The sequence below is a fragment of the Nocardia sp. alder85J genome, from assembly GCF_020176955.2.
In the GTDB taxonomy this organism is placed as follows: domain Bacteria; phylum Actinomycetota; class Actinomycetes; order Mycobacteriales; family Mycobacteriaceae; genus Nocardia.
On record NZ_JAIUCZ020000003.1, the window covers coordinates 284,744 to 304,077 of the forward strand.

At 64.6% G+C, this 19,334-nt stretch carries 15 protein-coding genes and 2 pseudogenes; 5 read left to right on the top strand and 12 right to left on the bottom strand.

Going from position 1 to position 19,334, the window contains the following annotated elements; all coding sequences use genetic code 11:
* The 3 genes from argS (LBW94_RS12530) to argS (LBW94_RS12540) all read right to left on the bottom strand — a co-directional run bounded on the left by argS (LBW94_RS12530) (nt 1) and on the right by argS (LBW94_RS12540) (nt 4,367).
* Entirely contained in the window at nt 1-1,257 is a 1,257-nt protein-coding gene (gene argS, locus LBW94_RS12530; RefSeq protein WP_225057812.1) for an arginine--tRNA ligase, read from the bottom strand.
* Between the two features lie 179 nt (nt 1,258-1,436).
* Nucleotides 1,437-2,600 carry an aldehyde dehydrogenase family protein gene (locus tag LBW94_RS12535; protein ID WP_225057700.1) on the bottom strand — a complete coding sequence of 388 codons (1,164 nt, stop codon included), beginning with the start codon at nt 2,598-2,600 and terminating at the stop codon, nt 1,437-1,439.
* A gap of 54 nt (nt 2,601-2,654) precedes the next feature.
* On the bottom strand, nt 2,655-4,367 hold the full coding sequence (argS, locus tag LBW94_RS12540) for an arginine--tRNA ligase (RefSeq protein WP_255634259.1): 1,713 nt from the start codon (nt 4,365-4,367) through the stop codon (nt 2,655-2,657).
* A gap of 242 nt (nt 4,368-4,609) precedes the next feature.
* Here argS (LBW94_RS12540) and LBW94_RS12545 point away from each other — a divergent pair, with 242 nt between their 5' ends.
* The 3 genes and pseudogenes from LBW94_RS12545 to LBW94_RS12555 all read left to right on the top strand — a co-directional run bounded on the left by LBW94_RS12545 (nt 4,610) and on the right by LBW94_RS12555 (nt 7,758).
* Complete coding sequence (locus tag LBW94_RS12545) at nt 4,610-5,134, top strand: nucleoside deaminase (RefSeq protein WP_255634254.1); 525 nt, start codon at nt 4,610-4,612, stop codon at nt 5,132-5,134.
* Nucleotides 5,135-5,147: 13 nt separating this feature from the next.
* Entirely contained in the window at nt 5,148-6,257 is a 1,110-nt protein-coding gene (locus LBW94_RS12550) for a phosphotriesterase family protein (protein WP_225057697.1), read from the top strand.
* A 291-nt stretch (nt 6,258-6,548) separates the two neighbouring features.
* Nucleotides 6,549-7,758 (top strand): annotated as a pseudogene (locus LBW94_RS12555) (IS4 family transposase).
* 406 nt (nt 7,759-8,164) lie between these two features.
* Here LBW94_RS12555 and LBW94_RS12560 read toward each other — a convergent pair.
* From LBW94_RS12560 to LBW94_RS12570, 3 genes and pseudogenes are all read right to left on the bottom strand, one after another.
* Nucleotides 8,165-9,545, bottom strand: a pseudogene (locus tag LBW94_RS12560) (IS1380 family transposase).
* Nucleotides 9,546-9,866: 321 nt separating this feature from the next.
* Nucleotides 9,867-10,913, bottom strand: a complete 1,047-nt coding sequence (locus tag LBW94_RS12565; protein WP_225054402.1) for a hypothetical protein — start codon at nt 10,911-10,913, stop codon at nt 9,867-9,869.
* A gap of 480 nt (nt 10,914-11,393) precedes the next feature.
* On the bottom strand, nt 11,394-11,597 hold the full coding sequence (locus tag LBW94_RS12570; protein ID WP_225054401.1) for a hypothetical protein: 204 nt from the start codon (nt 11,595-11,597) through the stop codon (nt 11,394-11,396).
* A gap of 198 nt (nt 11,598-11,795) precedes the next feature.
* Here LBW94_RS12570 and LBW94_RS12575 point away from each other — a divergent pair, with 198 nt between their 5' ends.
* Nucleotides 11,796-12,935 (top strand): helix-turn-helix domain-containing protein, encoded by a 1,140-nt coding sequence (locus LBW94_RS12575; RefSeq protein WP_225054399.1) that lies wholly within the window; start codon nt 11,796-11,798, stop codon nt 12,933-12,935.
* Here LBW94_RS12575 and LBW94_RS44410 read toward each other — a convergent pair.
* From LBW94_RS44410 to LBW94_RS12595, 5 genes are all read right to left on the bottom strand, one after another.
* Complete coding sequence (locus LBW94_RS44410) at nt 12,869-13,198, bottom strand: helix-turn-helix domain-containing protein (protein ID WP_225054397.1); 330 nt, start codon at nt 13,196-13,198, stop codon at nt 12,869-12,871. The two genes, LBW94_RS12575 and LBW94_RS44410, sit on opposite strands and share 67 nt — an antisense overlap.
* A 60-nt stretch (nt 13,199-13,258) precedes the next feature.
* Nucleotides 13,259-14,863 carry a fatty-acid--CoA ligase FadD5 gene (fadD5, locus tag LBW94_RS12580; protein WP_225054395.1) on the bottom strand — a complete coding sequence of 535 codons (1,605 nt, stop codon included), beginning with the start codon at nt 14,861-14,863 and terminating at the stop codon, nt 13,259-13,261.
* A gap of 218 nt (nt 14,864-15,081) precedes the next feature.
* Nucleotides 15,082-16,161, bottom strand: a complete 1,080-nt coding sequence (locus LBW94_RS12585; RefSeq protein ID WP_266270749.1) for a hypothetical protein — start codon at nt 16,159-16,161, stop codon at nt 15,082-15,084.
* 65 nt (nt 16,162-16,226) lie between these two features.
* Nucleotides 16,227-16,790, bottom strand: coding sequence for a DUF4365 domain-containing protein (locus tag LBW94_RS12590; protein ID WP_225054391.1), 564 nt, complete (start codon nt 16,788-16,790; stop codon nt 16,227-16,229).
* 264 nt (nt 16,791-17,054) lie between these two features.
* Nucleotides 17,055-17,624: a hemerythrin domain-containing protein gene (locus LBW94_RS12595; RefSeq protein ID WP_225054389.1), complete on the bottom strand. Its 570-nt coding sequence runs from the start codon at nt 17,622-17,624 to the stop codon at nt 17,055-17,057.
* Nucleotides 17,625-18,056: 432 nt separating this feature from the next.
* Here LBW94_RS12595 and LBW94_RS12600 point away from each other — a divergent pair, with 432 nt between their 5' ends.
* Nucleotides 18,057-18,395: a DUF732 domain-containing protein gene (locus LBW94_RS12600; protein ID WP_225054387.1), complete on the top strand. Its 339-nt coding sequence runs from the start codon at nt 18,057-18,059 to the stop codon at nt 18,393-18,395.
* Between the two features lie 54 nt (nt 18,396-18,449).
* Here the strand turns inward: LBW94_RS12600 and LBW94_RS12605 are convergent, their stop codons facing one another.
* On the bottom strand, nt 18,450-19,292 hold the full coding sequence (locus tag LBW94_RS12605; protein ID WP_225054385.1) for a DUF1707 SHOCT-like domain-containing protein: 843 nt from the start codon (nt 19,290-19,292) through the stop codon (nt 18,450-18,452).
* Nucleotides 19,293-19,334: the final 42 nt, after the last annotated feature.

The following is a 19,334-nucleotide window of genomic DNA, read 5'->3' on the forward strand; positions in this document are numbered from 1 at the left end:
TCAGGAGGCATCGAGAGCGATGCCGAGCAGGGCGGCGAGTCGGTTCTGTGTGTGGCGGAACCACTCGGAGACGGTGTCGGGCACCGAACCAGTGCGGGTGGCCGCGAGGTAGTGCCGGGACAGGAGCAGCAGATGCCGGGCGGTGCCGTGGATTGTTCGGCGGTAGACGTCGCGGGCCAGCACGGCCGGTGTGCCCAGCAACGCAATCAGCAGGCGTCGCAGCATGTCCCGGTCCGCGTCGCCAACAGCGTGAGGGGCAGTTTGGGCTGCGGTGATGACAGTGCGTAAGGGTCGGGTGGTGTCCAGATACGCGAGGTCGATGGGCCGGGTGCGGCGGTGCAGGGCCAGAGCGAGAGCGAGTTCGTGGACTTTCTGCTGCCCGCCTTCTTGGAGAAGGTCGTTAATCGTGGTGAGCCGGTTTTGGCGCGCGGAGAATCGGCGCCCTGCATGGCTGATCTGCCCGAAGGCGACGTGTTCCAGCGCGGCCTGTGGGACGGCGTGACGGAGGGCGGTCTGGAGGAGGGTCTGGTCCGCACCGATGACGTGGAGCATCGCCGACCATGCGGGTGGATTGCGGTGGTGGGTGTTGGCGATGTCGCGGCTGATGTACAGCAGGCTGCCGTCGACGCGCTGGGCGGGCACCAATCCTGCCGGTAGGCGCAGGCAGGTCGTGCCGTTGATCCGCACCAGGTCGCATCGGCCGGTGAGTGCGGCGATGAGTGTGCCGGGCTGGATGGTGAGGTCCGTTTCGTATTCGAACACGTCGATCTTTGCACCGATGTGGCCCATGTCGGAGACTGCCGCGGCGAGCATTGTTTCGACCACTTCGGGGGCGGGCTCTGGGGCCGGGAGCGGTGCGTGCAGGTCGATGACGTCGGCCAGCCATGGGTGTGCGGTGGTAAGCCGGTCGAGGTCGGCGGTGCGGTCGGCGAGGGCCATATTGGCGAATGCGTAGAGCACGCCGATGATTTCGTCGTATCGGCGGCTGGCCGGGATATCGGTCCAGCGGGCAGCGGCAGTGGCGCGTTGAAGGATGTGCAGCTGCCGGCCGAGATCGTTGACGAAATAGCGGGTATGCACATCTGCGCCTGCGGAGCGGAACAGCTCGACGAGGGTGGATCCGATCACTGTGCCCCGCATCGAGCCCACATGTAGCGGGTGCACCGGATTGATACTGGTGTGCTCGATCAGCACTCGCTGGCCGCCGAGATGTGTCCGCCATGGCTCCCACAGCTCGTCCGGGTCACGGCCGTACATCCAATTCACGAGTGCCGATGTAGCAACCGGAAGGCGCTGCGCCTCACCAGCTTTGGTGAACTGGACCAGGTGCCTGTCCGGATACCAATACACCGGTGTGGTCGGCGGAATAGCCAGGTGCCGGAGGTACGGATTGAGGCCAGGATTGTCCCGTATCAGGGTGCGGGCACGCCGGGGACTCACAGCGGTTCCGATAGTGCGTACGGGACCAGGACAGGGCCGGTACGACGAACCCCAGGCCCGCGAACCAAGGTTGTCCGGCGATGTCCCCCGAAAGGCGTCCATGCATCTTCGTGCTCATACAATGTGCTATCCACAGCGACATGGCAAAAATCGAGGGTTCCGAATCTCGGCAGCTTCGGCCCGAAAACCGTTAAGCCCAAGGCGTAATCACCGAGAGTGAGCATCGCGGCAAGGTCGTGGTCATCGCGATATTCGACCACAGGCAAGACGGGACAGTACTTCTCCTCGAGCACAATCGGCGCGTCCGCATCGGCCTCGAAGATTGCTAATCCGGGCAGAGCACCATCCTGGCCTGGACTGCGTAGGACGGTGCCGTGATCGGTCGGATTCGACAGCCAGCGATTGGCCAGGCCGTCGATGAGCAATGGCCCGAGCTGAGTAGTGGGATCGTCGTTGGGACCTGTCTTCACGGTGTCCGCAGCAGTCAAAAGAGCATCGATGAACTCGCCGTAGACGCTGCGGTGGACGTAGACGCGTTCGGTGGCCATGCAGTCCTGGGAATTGTTGAAGATCCGAGTCGCGATCACCGTGCGCGCGGCGACCGGGATGTCGGCGGCGTCCGTGACGACTGCCGCGCATACCCCGGGGCCTTGGCAGATCAGCCGAACATGCTCGGGCAGAGCCTCATCCAGCTCAGCCGCATGGCCGACGCTACCGCAGTACACCACCCCACCCGCATTACCCGCTGCTGTCGCCGAGAACTCGGCCCAAGGCTGTTCGACCAGCTCCACCGGCAACCCCGCCTCGACCGCCAGCGCGAGCAGCAGGCGCACGCAGTCGCGAGAGGCACTGGCCGCGCGGACCACGACGCGATTCCCGGCCAGCGCGGGAGCGAGTGCGAACAGCAGCATCGAATACAGCGGCAGCGTAGCCGGCGTTGCGGTGAACACGGTGCCGATACCGCGCCGCTGCGCCAGCCATGCGTTGTTCACGCCGGGGATCAGCCCTGCCAGCAGCCAGTCCAGCTCGGTGGCCGCGGTCCGATGAGTTTCGACCTGCACCAGAGCGGACGTGAGCTCGGCGCGGTGAGCTTCGACCGCCTCGGCGAGCCTGACCATGGGATCGAACTCCGAGGACGATGACGAGCCCAGGGCATCCACAACCGAAAACCGTAGCAGGACAACCGCTATCGGCGCAGCAGAAATATTCGGGTATCAGATACGCTCTGGCGCAGCAATTCCCAGCAACTCGAGCCCCTTGGCGAGAGTGTCGCCGGTCAGCTCGCACAATGCGATCCGGTTGCCGCGCACGCGAGGATCTTCGGCCTTCAGCACGGGGCACGCCTCGTAGAACGTGGTGAAGGTTTGCGCGAGTGCGAACAGGTACCCGGCCATCCGGTGCGGCTCGAGGGAGTCGGCCACATCGGTGACTGCTTTGCCGAACTCGTCCAGGAGCAGGCCCAGCGCCCGTTCCGCCGGTTCGAGCGTCAGGTCCGTATCGACCACCGGGGCGGTGCCGGCGGGCGCGACGTTGCGCAGGATGGACCGGATGCGAGCGTGGGCGTATTGCAGGTAGACACCGGTGTTGCCGTTGAAGGCGACCATACGGTCTACGTCGAACACATAGTCTTTGATCCGCGATCCGGACAAGTCGGCGTATTTCACCGCTCCGATTCCGGCCGCCTCGGCAACCTGCTCGAGGGTCTGCGGGCCCAGATCCGGCGCCTTCTCCTTCACGACTTCCCGAGCCCGATCCACCGCAGAGTCGAGAAGTTCGGTCAGTGGGATCGTGGAGCCGGAACGGGTTTTGAACGGGCGACCGTCCGCGCCCAGCACGGTGCCGAACGGCACGTGGATCGCCTGCACATCGTCGGTCAGCCAGCCCGCGCGGCGGGCGGTGGCGAACACCATCGCGAAATGCTGGGCTTGCCGGGCGTCGACCACGTACAAGAGCCTGGTGGCTTCCAGCTTGCGGATCCGGTAACGGATCGTCGCCAAATCGGTTGCCGCGTACCCGTATCCGCCGTCGCTCTTGCGCACGATCAACGGTGCCGGCTTGTCGTCCGGGCCGGTGAACTCATCGAAGAACACGCACAGAGCGCCGTCGCTTTCCACCGCGATCCCAGCCTGTACCAGCTCCTCGGTCACCTCGTCCAAGTACGCGTTGTACGTGGACTCCCCCGCCGCGTCCTCCGGCGTCAGCAACACTCCCAGCCGGTCATACAACGCCTGGAACGAGAGCTGGGACTCGGACACCAACTCGGACCACACTCGCAACGTGGCCTCGTCACCGCCTTGCAGCGCCACCACCCGTGCCCGCGCTCGATCGGCGAAACCAGGATCGGAGTCGAACTTCTGCCGCGCGGCTCGATACAACCGATCCAACGCCTCGATCGGCGCATCCGCATCTCCGGCAAGATCGTCGTGATGCCACTTGGCCTCGGGATGCTCGTCGAGGTACTGGATCAGCATCCCGAACTGCGTACCCCAATCCCCGTAATGGATCTGCCGGATCACCTGCGCACCCAGGAACCCCAGCACCCGGGCGAGGGCATCGCCGATGATCGTGGTCCGCAGATGCCCGACATGCATCTGCTTGGCGATATTCGGCGAGGAATAGTCGATCACTACCCGCTCGCCCTTGAGCGGCGTGCCCACACCCAGCCGGTCCGCGTCACGACGTGCGGCCAGCTGCGACCACACCGACGAGCCGGTGACCGAGATATTGATGAACCCCGGTCCCGACACCTCGGCGCCCGCGATCACCTCATCGCGCAACTGCTCGCTGATCGAGGCACCGACCTCACGGGGCGCGCGACCGATCTTCTTGGCCAACGACAGAGCCACATTGGACTGGAAATCAGTACGATCGGAGCGTCGGACCAGCGGATCGGCTCCTGCTGCCTCGGCCGGCAACGTAGACGCCATGGCCCGCGATACCGCACCGGCCACCGCGACCGCCAAGGGGCGCACCGATTCCCGCACTCGCCTCATCCTCTCCATCGGACTGTCTGTCGGACCTGACACCCAGAACCAGGGCACACGTCTTACGCATATCACGCATGTCACGCAATTTGCCTGTCACCCCACGGCCAGGGCGCACGACTGCCGCAAGCCTACGCAATCACCCCGGACCTCAGGTTTGACGGCCCTACCTCGCGGCCCGAACAATGGCCACCGTGCAGCGACGAGTGCCAACCCATCAGTACGAACCATGGATGCGCCGCGCCATCGACCTGGCCCGCACCCACACCCCACCCAGCGACGACCCGCCAGTCGGCGCGGTGGTGTACGACTGCGACGGGAACCTGCTCGGCGAGGGCTACCACGACCGGCCCGCCAGTGGTGACCCCACCGCGTTCGCCGAACTCATTGCATTGCGAGAAGCGTCTCGGAGTCTCGGCGGGTGGCGGCTGGAAGGCTGCACCGTGGTCACCACTCTCGAACCCGGTGTCATGGCCGCCGGAGCCCTCGTGCTGGCCCGCGTCCGACGACTTGTCATCGGCTCCTGGGATCCCTACCACGGTGCCATCTGCTCCCAATGGGACCTCGTGCGCGACCGGCGCCTCAACCACAGAGTCGAAGTCGTCTCCGAAGTGCTCACCACCGAAACCGACCCCCTCATCGCCGACTACCTGAAGCTCGAGGACTACCTGGCCGCACAACGCCGCATCGACATGAAACTTGGCCTCTGACAAGCTAATACGTATGACGAAGACAGGGGGATCGGACGGCGCAGTGAACACGGTCGCCGGACCGCTTGCACCCGATGCGCTCGGCCCGACCACCATGCACGAACACATCCTGACCGTCAGGGGCGAAATCTGGCGCAACAGGTACCTCCAAAGACTCCCGGACGCACCAGACGACATCTGGGACGAACCGATCACCCTCGCCAATCGAAGCCGGCTACAACATAGCTTCACTGCGCAACGCGCCAACCTGGCCCTCGATGACGACCACATCGCCATCGCCGAACTACGGGATTTAGCCCGAGCGGGTGGGCGTTCCCTCGTCGAAGCCAGCGGCATCGGACTGCGCGGCGATCCGCGCCGGATAGCCGCCGCAGCAGCTACAGCCGGGATCCAGGTGATCATGTCGACCGGGTTCTACTACTCGGACTTCTGGCCCGACATCTACCACGACGCGACCGTCGACGAACTCACAGCCCTCCTGGTGCGCGAGCTCACCGAAGGCATCGACAACACCGATATCCGGGCCGGCCACATCAAATGCGGCGTCAAGACATTCGACGACAGAGAGCACCGGATGCTGCTCGCAGCGGCCGAGGCATCACGGCACACGGGCGCACCGGTGACAGTGCATCCCGGTGCCGGAGACGGCCGACACATCGCCCGCATACTGCTGAACGCCGGGCTCGATCCCGGACGGATCGTGCTGGCACATGCCGATGCCTACATAGTCGAAAGCAACCTGCATCGGCTGGTCACCGACCCCGCTGCGTGGACCATCTCGCTCAACTACCACCACGAACTTCTCGACCTCGGCGTGACACTATCCTTCGACTGCTTCGGCCAGAACTGGTCCGAACCAGATCTCGGCCTGGTCATCGAAAACGACTGGCAACGACTCACCGCCGTTACCACCCTCCTACGCGAAGGCCACGCCTCCCAACTGGTCCTGGGCACCGACGTATTCCTGCCCATGCTGACCCGCCGCGGAGGAGGCCACGGATACCGCCACCTATTCGCTCAAGTCCTCCCATGGATGCGAACAATTGGCATACCCGAAACCGATATCGAACAAATGACCACAATCAATCCACGACTAATACTGACTATGGTTTCGACCGCGTGAATCCCACTCTTCAGGTGCGATACAATAGGTTCAAATTTGCTCTCAATAGAATTGAGCCGTGTTGGACTACAGGTAGTCCATACCTTCACTATTGCATATTTCCTCAACCAGGATTTTTGTTGGTTGCGAGGCGAATTCTGTCTACGATATCTTGGCGGTGAGGTCCAGCGCTCGCAGCCTGTCGCCAATGTTGATCACCGCGACCGAAAATTGTTCGACAGCGGTGGGCTAGCCTCAATACCAGTGACTTAAGGCTCGACCTGGTAGGCTGCGGTTCCGGGAGGTATGTGGATGCCGCGGCCTGGGCAGGTCGAGTTGGAGACCGATGAGCGGTTGTCGGATCGCATCGCGATCGGGTTGCTGACGAGGACCTTTCCGCCAGGATTTGGTGGATCGTGTGGTGGACGAGTGTGGCCGGTCGGGGCAGCGGACCCGGTTGCTGCCGCCGCGGGTGGTGGTCTATTTCGTGCTGGCGATGTGCTTGTTCTCCGGTCAGGGTTACGAAGAAGTCGCGCGGTTGCTGACGCAGGGTTTGGTGTGGGCGAAACGCTGGTCGGGGTCGTGGCAGGTGCCGACCACGGCGGCGATTTCGCGGGCGCGGGTGAAGCTGGGGCCGGCGCCGTTGAAGGCGTTGTTCGCCGAGGTCGCGCGGCCGATGGCGACGGAGTTGACCGCTGGGAGCTGGTATTGGGACTGGCGTGTGGTCGCGATCGACGGGACGACCTTCGATGTTCCCGACAGCGCCGGGAATGCCGGGTATTTCGGTCGCCCGAAGACCCATCGCACCCAGCGGTGCGCGTATCCGCAGGTGCGGATGGTGGCGTTGGCCGAGTGCGGCACTCATGCGATCACCGCTGCCGCGCTGGGGCCGTTCACGGTCTCTGAATCGGTGCTGGCCCGCCAGCTTTTCGGGCATCTGGGTGCGGGCGATCTGCTGCTGGCCGACCGGGGGTTCGCCGGTGTCGGGTTGTGGCGGGCCGCGTGTGCCGGCGGTGCGGATCTGTTGTGGCGCATTCGTTCTCACCTGATCCTTCCGGTGATCGAGGAGCTGGGCGACGGTTCGTATCTGTCGGAGATCGTCGAGGCGAAAGATCACCGCACACGCGCGGACCCGACCATCGTCCGGGTCGTCGAATACACCCTCGAGGGTCCCGGTTTCCCGGCCCAGCAAGCCCCGTACCGGCTGATCACCACCATCCTCGATCCCGACGCCGCGCCGGCGGCGGAACTGGCGGCCCTGTATCACGAAAGGTGGGAGATCGAGACCACACTCGATGAGCTCAAGACCCACCAGCGCGGCCCGGCGCAGGTGCTGCGATCCCGTTCCCCCGAGGGCGTCGAGCAGGAAATCTGGGGTCACCTGCTGGTCCACTACGCCATCCGCACCCTGATGCACGACACCGCCGATCACGCCCGCATCGACGCCGACCGGTTATCGTTCACCCGCAGCATCCGCCTCGCGCGCCGGCAGGTGACCGCGCAGGCGGCCTTTTCCCCCTGACCACCTCGCACAAGCACTCACCGGAGGCGTGCGGGAAATCGCCCGCCACCTGCTACCCGCCCGACACGGCCGAACCAACCCCCGCGTCGTCAAACGCAAGATGTCCAGCTTCAAGGTCAAACGCGACGAGCACCGCAAACCCGTTCCACGACAACCAGAACCACTCGACGCGGTCACCATCGCCCCGCACTGGCGCACCACACCGACCACCACAACGGCCAAGAACGCTACACGCAGACCAAAACCCTAAGTCACTGGTATTGGGGCTAGCCTCGATTTTTCGTCGAGTCTTTGGCGCGGCTCGGTCGGTTTCGGATTGGTCGTCGGTCGCTGATCAGTGACCGGTAGGCAAGTCCGGGTACCGGAGGGTGGTCCTTTCGCTGTTCGCAGGGATGGTTTGTGCTGGTCAGTCTGGTTGCAAGCGGTCGAGGGCGGTCAGGAGCAGGCTGGTGCCGCGGTGGTGGCGGGATAGTCGGAGGTGGACGCGGCGGGCGTGGTGAGCCAGTCGGACGGGGATGGAGAATATGTGCAGGCGTAGGGTTTTCGGTTCCCAGCGGCGGGCGCGATGGTGGTGCAGGGCCAGGGTTTGCAGCCAGGCGGTCAGGTCGAGGGCAAGCGCGACGGCGGCGACCCAGATCTGGTTCGCGGCAAAGGATTTGAACGGCAGGTTACGCAGCCCGGTGTCTTTTGCGGCGCGGATGCGGTCCTCGCAGCGGGCGCGGCAACGGTGCCGCAACTCCAGGTCGGGGACCTGGCCGCGGCGGGCGTTGGTGACGAACGCGGTCAACCGCAGTCCGTCGCCGTCGGTGAACCGCAGCTGAGCGCCTGGATGTGGGCGTTCTTTGCGCACGATCAGCCGCATGCCGGCGGGCCAACCGGTCAGGTCCGTCATGCCGGTGACCTCGGCAATCCAGGCGCCGGGGCGGACCTCGCCGTCGGAGTCGTAGGTGGGGGTCCACACGTGTTTCGGGATGGCGTTGACCGCCTCGACGATGGCCTCGGTGAGGGTGAACCCGAGTGAGTATTGGAGGTGGCGGGCGGTGCAGTAGTCGACGAACTCGTGGGTGCCGCCGCCGGAGTCGGTGCGCACCAAGACTTTCCGGCCGACCCGGTAACCGGGCTGCCATGATAGTTGCGCCAGCGCGGCAGCGAGGACGCGTTTGTGGTCGGCGGCGTTGTTGACGGTGGCGTTGCCCGGCCGCAGCAGCTCTGCGACCGGTTCGCCGGTGCCGTCCGGGCCGTGGTCGACGAAGGCCAGCAGCGGGTGGAAACCATAGCCGCGTTTGAATGTCGGTGCAGCGCACTGCTTTTCCGAATGCGAATCGAGCAGGGTCGCGTCCAGATCGATGGTCAGCGGATTCTCGGCGGTGATCATGCGATCCGGGGCCCGGTCCCCGGCCGCCTGCCAGCCCGCCGCGCGTGCGGTGGCGCGGGCGGAGGCGATGGCGGCCAGCGCTTTCGGTGCATCCGCTGCCAGTGTGGTGATCAGCCGGAACACCGTCGGGTCCGAGGCCACCTGCCCGAACACCCGGCTCACCGCGCAGCAACGCCAGGTCGGCAGCGCAATCACCACCGATCGCGACGGACACGGCCAGGTCGAGAAGGATCTTCCCCGGATCATCAGTGGCCAGAGGTTTCCGCCACGGCGCCAGGACCTGCGACAACGCTGTATCGAGGCCCACTTTCACCGCCGTCGGCAGCAACGCCACCGCCCCGGCGTGGGCCACCACACCCGATCCGTCCCCGTCAATTTTCAGCGACGGATACCACGACGTAGACTCCCTCACCAGAAGGGTGCTCCTCACACTGCGCATTCGGTCCTAAGCAAATCGAATTATCGCAGCTCAGAGCACCTTTCGCCATCTCAAGAGGTCATCGGAGCAACCGGCATGATCGATCGAGGCTAGGCGGCGAGCCGATGCGCGATTTCCTGTCCGGCCTCGGAATCCCAGACAGCCGACACGTTCCGGCCCCGTTCGTTCCCATGGTGGATCAGCCGGTAGTTGAAGGTGATGGAATGCTCTAACTGGTCGAGTCGGAGCTCCCTTACCACGTCAGAGCGCCGGCGCGCAGTGGTCGGCGAGCTCGCGGGCGGAGGTCTCGGTGGGTCAGATGCGCTGGTGGCGGCTGATGGATTCATCAGCGTCGGCCACCTCGCACTCGCGCGAGACCCAATGCAGGCGGGGCTGGTCCGAGAGGTCGAGCACGACCGCATCTCGATACCCAAACTCTGCCCGGAACTTCTCGACCCGTTTCCCCAGATCCGCGCGGGCCGTGGCCGACAGCCTCTTGCGCGCTTCCAGAACCAGCAAGTTCGCATGGCCACAGCCACGTTCGTGCACTATCAGGTCGGCGCGAACCCGGTCGCGTAGACCGCGGTCACCAGGCAGGCGTTTCACATCGACTCTGTCTCGGTTGTATTCGACATCAACGCGAAGAGGGCTGTCGGAGCGTTCGACGTGCCGTGCGATCTGGTAGGCGATCCGGGCGACCACGGCCGATTCGTGGGTGCCGCGCACGATAAGATCCCTTTCGTCACGGTAGACGTCCTCGACGGCCTGATCGACGATCACTCGTAATCGCTGCCAGCTCGGCACCGTTGGGCCGTCAGCGGCCGACAGTCGGCGGCGTTCCGGAAAGAAGGCGTTGGGCCGGGTAGCGGGGAACTTCCCTGCCCGCTTGCGGTCGGCAGTATCGAGGTTGTCGAACTGCTGGAGAAGTTCGATGCCGTCGAGCGCAGTACGGCGATGGACTTCCATATCGACGTCGAACGTCCCATGTTGGTCGCTGCCGCGGACGATCTTGGCCGTCTCGTGCATGGCCGCGTTCCGCGCGTTGCTCCAGGTGCGAATCTGTGCAATGACCGCACGGAACTGCGGGTCGGTCTCTGCGCCCAGAGAACTCTGACTGTTCGGATCACCGATCAGCGTCTTGCACAGTGGCCCCACAGGTTTGAGCGCGGGCCGCTCCTGGTGCTTCACGTGGCCGACCCGACTGGTCAGCCTGTCGGTGATCAACGAGTCGAGGATGGCGATCGCCTCGAGGTAGTAGCTATGGTCGATGCAGCGAATCACTCGATCGAACGCCGCGACGTACCGGTGCCATCGGCTGGCGCCGAATCCGGAATCCCGCGCTCTCTCTCGCATTTCCGTCATCGGAGGACCTTCCGGATCATGAACGTTCGGAACGATGGTATCCACTCACCTTCTGGACCCCGCACTCTGGGCGGCAGCGTCCGCTGGTTCCGATACGCAATGCCTGCCTGTTACAACGTGTTCGGTCACCACGAGGGCTATCGTGAGGCCGGGCAGGGACCCGGGCCGACGCTGTCCACCGTCCATCTCACGCCACCAGCCCGATCGGCACCATAGCGCAATCTGAACCGTCACGGATCACAGCCGGTCTCGACGCCGGTATGGCGCATCGATAGCGTGTGGAAGTGGGCCGGGCCGTCCAACGGAGGCTGCTCACCGACGGTCCGCCATCGGAACTTCGGCGACCGGCCGTCCCGCTTGGCCAGCACCCTCGGCGCGGCGTGTGCCAACGAGGCCCGCCGGCTCGCTGAGGAGACCTTCGTCCAACGACTGAAGCTCGCCACCGCGGAAGGTGAGCGGCGCGCCGAGGCCGCGGTGCGGTCACAGGCCGAGGTGGATAAGCAGAAAGCCGATGCTGAGATCACAGCGCTCGAGACGAACTTGAGCGAGCTGACGGCCCAGCTGGCCGCAGCCGATCGTGACCGTGACGAGTTCGTGCGCGCAGCGGCGGCAGCCGCCGAGGCTGATGCCGCTGCCCAGGTCGACGTCATGCGCCGACAGCTCGTCGAGCAGGCATCCGCTCACCGGACCAGCAGTGACAATCTGCGGGCGTTGAGGTGGGGTTGGAGATCGCGGGGTGCTGGGAGTGAGGACGATGACGGCTACCGGGACCAGGTCCCGCGACGTGTTGCGAGCGTGCTGGACGAGGTCCGGGCGATGGCCTGGCTGGTCATAGCCAGTGGGATGTTGGGAAATTCCCAACATGGCCGCTAGGCTGGGAGCATGGATGACGAGCTACGCGCGGTGGGTGATCGAATCCGATCCGTCATGCCGGACGGGTTGAGCCAGCGGCAGCTCGCGGAGCGGACGCGCATGAAGACCGACGCGCTGTCGCGGGCCTTGAACGGGCAGCGAGGGTTCTCGTCTGTGGAACTTGCTCGGATCGCGGATGAACTCGGCACCGACCTCTACTGGCTGGTCACCGGCGAGCAGGACCCGCATCGTGTGAGGATCGCTGCTCGGCACAGCTGGGACGCCGCTCAGCGTCTTCGAGTCAACCCAGGACGTACCGGTGATGACAACCTCCTCGAGCGGGTGGCCGGGACGTATGCTGCGGCCTACCCGGACGGGCCGCCTCCGAGTCGACCGCTACCCGGGAACCCCACGGCAATGCGGGAAGTGTTGGGTGAGCACTTCGCGAGGGATTACGGCGTCACGGTCGAGGATCGACTGGGTGTGGATGTTGTGCGTCTGCCTATGCTGTCGACCGATTACTCGCTGAGCATAGGCTCCCGCGCTGTTGTCATACTCTCGACCACTCCTTACTGGTTCCGGAGCAACTGGTCGTTGGCTCATGAATTGGCGCATTTCGCACTCGGACACCACAACGGAGATTCCGAGCCGCGCGAGGTCGACGAGGCGCCCGCGGACCGATTTGCGGCAGAGTTGTTGCTACCGGAGGATCTCGTCGCTCGGGAGGATTGGCGGCGGATGGATGAGTCTGCCGTAGTGGAGTTCCTCTGGCGGACAGGGGTGTCCACGAAGGCTCTGGGTATTCGACTGGGATCGTTGGGTGTACCGGTCTCTACAGAGGTGGTTGCCGCACTGAAGCGGGGCACGCTGGACCTGATGCGCGCCAATGCGGGCGAGGATCGGAACCCGATCGGTAGCGTGAAGCAATTGATCGTCCGTCAGCAACAGTCGGCCACCCGTACGTTTCCCGCAGCCCTGGTCGATGCACTTCAGAAGCGAGTAGGGGCCGGTGCGGCCTCGCCCGAGCATCTTGCGTGGATGCTGGATGTGCCGGTGGACGAGATCGACTACCCCGAACCCGACGATGGCATCGAACCCGACAACTACGAGCGTATGTCTGCCGGTCGGCCCACTGCCGGCGATCTGGAGGATCCTCTCGACGTTCGGTGATGGTGGCCCAGCGGATTTCCGGAGGATTCACTGCGCGGACTGGCTACTCGCAGCCAGCCAATCAGTCCGCGGTCCTGGAGGGTGCGTACGACACGGGAAGTCATTTGGCGGTCGGTTCCGGTGGCGTCGGCTACCTGTTGTTGAGTGGGCGGGCCGTCCAGGTGTTCCAACCAGCCCGCCGTGGCGAGCACGATGAATTGGGTCGGGTGCAGCCTGGCGTCAATTTCCGCGCGCCAGGTCAGGGCCGCGTCTTCGTTTTTCATCGCGTGACAGATTGGTGTCGCGACACCGAACAATCGCGCAGGGGTCTTCGACGGCGCGGCTCAGTCGGCCAGCCCTGCGTCCTTGCTCCCATAAGCCTTTCGCAGCTCCGGCTTGACGACCTTCCCACTCGCGTTACGCGGTAGTTCGTCCACGATCACCAGGTCCTTCGGGTGCTTGAAGCGGGCCAGGTTGGCGTTGAGGTGGGGTTGGAGGTCGGTGAGGGTCGGGGTGTCGGTGCCGGGGATGAGGACGATGACGGCTACCGGGACCTCGCCCCATTTCTCGTGGGCGCGGCCGATCACTGCTGCTTCGGAGATGGAAGGGTATGAGTACAGGACGTTTTCTACTTCGGCGCAGTAGATGTTCTCGCCGCCGGAGATGATCATGTCCTTGGCTCGGTCCACTACGTAGAGGAAGCCGTCTTCGTCTTGGCGGACCAGGTCGCCGGAGTGGAACCAGCCGCCTCGGAAGGCGTCTGCGGTGGCGGCCGGGTTGTGCCAGTAGCCCTTCATCAGGTTGGGGCCTCGGTAGACGATTTCGCCTACCTCGCCTGGTTTTACGTCGTTCATCATGGGGTCGACTATGCGGGCGGTTACCGCGGGGACGACCTTGCCTATGGAGCCCATTTTGCGGAGGGCGTCCTTGCCTTCGAGGACGCAGGTGACCGGGGACATTTCGGTTTGGCCGAAGGCCGTCATGTTGAGGGCCTCGGGGAAGGTTTCGTTCATGGCGGAGAGGACCGTGTCGGAGGCGGGGGCGGCTCCCCAGCTGATTGCCCGGAGGCGGAGGGTGCGGGGGTTGGCTTGCTGGGCGGCGCAGATGGCCTGCCATTGGGCGGGGACCATGAAGACCGTTGTCGTGCCTTCTCGTTCCAGGGTGTCGAGCATGGTTTCGGGGTCGAAGGCGCCCAGGGGGTGGATTACTGCTCGGATACCTCGGTAGAAGACGGGGGCGAAGGCTGCGAGACCGGCTATGTGGAAAATCGGCGGGACCACGGAGGTCACGTCGTCGTCCGAGCTCGTGGTGGCCGCGTTGATCGTGGTTACTGCCTGGGATTGGAGGTTGGCGTGGGTGAGCATGGCGCCCTTGGGTTTTCCGGTGGTGCCGGAGGTGTACATGATGAGGGCCACGGTGTCTTCGGGGATGTCTGTTTCGGGGAGGTCGAGGGGTGCTGCGGTGAGCAGGGTTTCGTAGTCGAGGTGGGTGGGGTTGTCGGCGGCGTCTATCACGATCATCGTGTCGAGGGGGTGGGTGGTGCGGACCGCGTCGATCAAGGGGGCCAGGAGTTTCTCGGTCAGGATTACTTCGGCGCCGCTGTCGGTGACCAGGTGGCCCACTTCGGCGGGGCTCATGCGGATGTTCACCGGGACCGGGATTGCGCCGATCAGGTTGGCGCCCAGGACTGCTTCGATGTATTCGGTGCGGTTCAGGAGGGCCATCAGGATGCGGTCGCCGAAGCGGACGCCGCGGTGGTGGAGGGCGGCGGCGAAGGCTCGGGAGCGGTTGTCCAGGTCGCGCCAGGTGGTCTCGTTGTCCAGGTACTTGATGGCTGTTTCGTTCGGTTTCATGAACGCGTGCCGTCTCACCTGGTTGTTCCAGTGGTTGCGGCGCGAGCGCAGGGGTTCGGTGGACAAGTCGTTCGTCGACTCCGTGGTGGCGGACATGCTCACTCCTGTCGTACGCGCGGGCCGATGCCGCCGGACCGCTGCGGACTATGTGCCCTACGTCACACACTAGCGAGGGGAGATCTTTTCGGGTGGGAATCGACCGCTGAGGACATCAGCGGGCCAGGACCGGGACGGCAGGGTTTTGCGCGGAGCCGAGGCTTCTACCGGCTCGACGCCTTGGGATCAGCACCGACCCGTAGGGTGACACGCAGTGCTCACGGCCGTTGTCTCATACGGAATTCCAGGAATTCGCGGTCAACCTCGATCGGGGCGTTCAACCACCAGACGTTCCGTTGCTTGCCGAGTTCTCCTGTCACCGTGAACGGAAGATGGTCTCGGAAGGCAGTGATTGCCAGGGCCCAGTCGGGTCCGCTCAGCGATACCGACACTCGGCGCAACCGGCCGCCGACTTCGGCGTGGATCACCACATCGCCGCCGTGCTCGGGGTTCTCGTCCGAGCGCTTCATTTCCTTGACGGGGCCGACGATGGTTACCCGTTCCGGCTCGATTCGGCGGACCAGCCGTTGTTCGATATCGGGTAGTTCGTTGATGACGACGCGGTCCATCGAGACGCGGCGGGGCACGGGGGCGCGCTGTGGTTCGGTGGCGGCCCATTCGAAGGACAAGTCCAGTCCGCGCATGCCCTCGGCCTCGGTGATCTCTTGGAGCGCCTGCACCACCGGTAGCCGCAGGCCCTGGTTCACTGCTTCGTCGACGTCGGCGAACTCGCCCCGGTCGGCAGCGAATCGACGGGTGACGTCGAGGCTGCGCGCCAGGGTGGTCATCACTTGACGGGCGAAGCTCGGGATACCGTCGGCGCTCGGGGTCTCCGGGCGCTTCGGTTCGGCGCCGTCGATCCGGGCGGCAACCGTGACGATGAAACTGCCTTTCTTGGTGTGCCCCATGCGAATATCGTCGTTGAGGAACTCGGTGACGAAATCGGGGGCGCGGCCGCGGCCGCGGGACTGGGGGTTGTTGGTCGAGATCGCGGCGGCGCGGATCATCTGATCGACGCTGGACAGCAGGGACGCCGCCTGCCGGAGGGGGATGGTGCCGTCTCGCATGCCTTCCTGGTCCACTCGCACGAACAGCAGGTCGGCATGGATGGAGGAGATCTGCTCGACGAGTTCGGGGACGGACAGGTGGTATGCGTGCAATATGACACGGACAGCCTCGCGCAGCCTCTTGTCGTAGTCGACGAAGGAGGGCTCACGCGGCAGCAGGAGTGAGATCGGCCGGTCGTGGCCGGCGCTTTCGAGCAGCCACACCTGGTCGAAGGTGCGATCGGTTTGCACCGTCCAGTCCCGAGTTGCGAGAAATTGGGCAATACTGGCCGGTTCCAGGATGTTTTCGTACTCTGCTATCGACTCAGCGACGCCATTGCGGGCTGCCATTTACTCGCCTCCTCCATCAACTCGAGCAACGATTTGGGGGTCAGCAGGTTCTCCTTCGGGAGGTGAACCGTCTGGGTTTTCTGTTCGGCCTCCAGCGGTGGGAGCAGGTGTCCCCACTGCCAATACATCTGACAGCGTGCCAGCAGGCCGTCGTGATCTGCTTTGAGCCAGTGTCCGATCATCTCGGGAACCACCAGCACGCACAGCATGGCGGGGTTCGAGCGGTTTCGCTTCGACAGGAGATCATAGGTTCGGGTGTCCAAGGACCACGCGATGGCGTCGGTGCGATTGATCGAGGTTTGACCAGAGCACTTGAGCTGCATGTCGATCTGCGGACCATACATGTGTGGGTGGTAGTCGACGCTCGACGCGAGGGTCGTGTCCCGGCCGTCGTAGTCCTGGCTCCATTTACCGACGGTGAGGCCACATGAGCTGGCGAGCATGCTGACGTACGACATGCTGAGCTCTTCCTTCATCCCCCCGATGGGCATCGAGCCATCCGGAATCTCGTGAGACAGCGCGAGAGTCATCGTATCCACCCCTGGTAAAGCATGGCTCATTGAATCATGTCGCGAGGGGTGGTGTCCCGGCGAATGTTGTTCTGCCACAGAGAATCTACCGGTCGGTCGCCTTGATATTCGCGGCAATTCACGACTTCGGTGATAGCCACAGACAAAACATGCCGATTCAGCAAACTCCCAGTCCATGCAGACGATACGAGATAGCGCCGTCGAGCCTTCACACTTTTCGATGACAGCATCGGCGTGGCGACTGTGCCGGGCGTTTCGGGTTGATCAGTTGCGCTTCAGGCTGCCCACGCTCAAGGATCCGGGAGTGCGGGGCGGCTGTTGTCCTTCCACTGCCCGGATGTAACCCTCCGGATCCTTGTCGATCGGTTGCACACCGGCGTAGTTTCGCGCCTCGTAGGCGGCGAAGTCGACGGCCAGTTGGTGGCGGCGGGACAGGGATGCCAGGCGGCGGAGGTCGGTGAGGCCTTCGCGTTCCTCTTCGGCCATGTGGTCGCCGTTGGCTTTGTTCACCACGGCTATTGCCGTGTACCAGTCGTCGGTGCCAGGGCGGTGGCGGGCCACCTCGGCGATGGTGTCGCGGATTTCGTTGTGGTCGCGGATGGCGTCGAGGGTTTCGTCTTCCACGCCGGCCTGGCGGTGGGCGGCGGTGCCCGCCTGGAGCAGGGCGGGGTAGAAGACTTCTTCCTCGGCTTGGGCGTGTAGTTCCAGGAAAGAGGACAGTCTGGCCCAGATCGCGGACAGGGTGGCGGTGTCGCCGCGGTCCATCTGTTCCAGGATCGCGAAGAGGCGGCGCTGTTCGTGGTGGTCGTCGAGAATCAGCTGGGTGATGTCCATGATTCCTCCCTGGCGGCGCGCTCCGGGTGGCGGCTCCGCCGGGGTGGCGGGTGCCGCCTTCGGGGAGACAGTAACGCAATCCGCGACTTTCGCCGGTGATCATCGGGTTCCGGAGTCGTTGCGGTATGAAACGAATCGGCGGAATTTCACCGGGATTCGGGGCGACCGATTCGTATTTTGTTTCGTGAACGTACCGTTCCGGTGATGACGGAAGTCCCTTCCGCCGACCAGGGGATACGCGTATGCTGACAGGAGCACAGCGGGGTTGACGAATTGTTTCGGACGGCCGCGTCGGGGGCGGGACTGTTCCGCGGTTGTGCGGTCGCAGCGTATCGGATTCGGCGAAATACAGTGTGGCATGGCGTCGGGTGCTTCTCTCCTGCGGCGAAAACATCCATGTCCGTGAATCGATCACAACGGGAATTCGAAGAAATGTTCACTATTCGTATCTCGACAGTCGCGGCGGTTGCCGTCGCGCTCGCCGCCGCCGGGGCGGTCGTCGTCGGTGCCGCACCCGCGGCGTCCGCCGACGCGAATCAGGATGCCGCCTTCCTCGCACAGATGTATCAGCAAGGGGTCACCTTCAGTTCCCCGAACGACGCCGTCACCGACGCGCAGGCGGTGTGTCTCTCGATCGCGAACGGCGAGACGCCGGTTGCCGTCGCGCGGGAGGTGATCGGCGAGACCGATCTCACCGTGAAGCAGGCGGCGTATTTCGTGGGGGATGCGGTGAACATCTACTGCGACGAGTACTCCTACCTGTTGGGGTGACCGCGCGCCACGGTCCCCGATCGGATTCGATCGGGGACCGTGGTGCGCCGGCGGTCAATTCGTGGGTTCGTAGACCAGGCCGGAGAGGTCGACGTCCAGGATGGCGCCGCTGGGATCGGCGCGGTAATCGACGCGAGTTTGGCCGATTCGGTTGCCGGTGATCTTCACGCAGACATAGGAACCCGACGGGATCTTCGTCCACGGCACCGCGCCGGCATAATCCTGGCGGGCGCGGCAATCCTGGTAGGACGGTTGCTGGGCGCCGAAGAAGGACAGTGCCGCACCGTCGCCGGGTGACAGCGCCACCGGAGTGGGATTGAGGTCGCCGGTGCCGCCCAGGGGGTACCACTGGGTCGGATGTTGGATGACCACGCCGTTTCCGGTCGCGATCCGGACGTCCACCGAACCCGAGGTGTACACCGCAGGGGCCGGGCCGCTTTCGCTGGCCGGGGTCGTGGTCGGGGTGACTGCCGCCGAGGAGGTCGTGGCGGTCGCCGAGGTGGCCGAGGCGGCGGCGGTCGTGGTGGGTCCGAGCGTGGCGGGGGTGAGGGGGGTCGTGGTGGCTTGCGCTGTCGTCACCGGGATGGGCAAGGCCACCGGTGTGGGGGACGATCGGTGGCGCGCCAGCACCACGACGGCGCCCGCCAGCGCGAGACAGACCACGGCCAGGACGAGAGTCGACGTGCGCCAGGCGTTTCGCCGCTTCTTCTCGGGTGTCCGTAGATCGTGGAATACCGCGTCGATTTCCTGCTGGGTCGTGGCTTCCGTTATCCGGCGGTATCGATCGTCGTATTCACCCAGATCGATGCGGCCGGCGGCCTGATGCTGTTCCAGCTGGGTATAGGCCTGCTGGCGTTCGGCCGTGCCGATCCGTGGCGCGGCGCTCTCGGCGTCCATGTTCTCGTTCCACTTCCCCTGTGCGTGATCAGCTCACGGGCT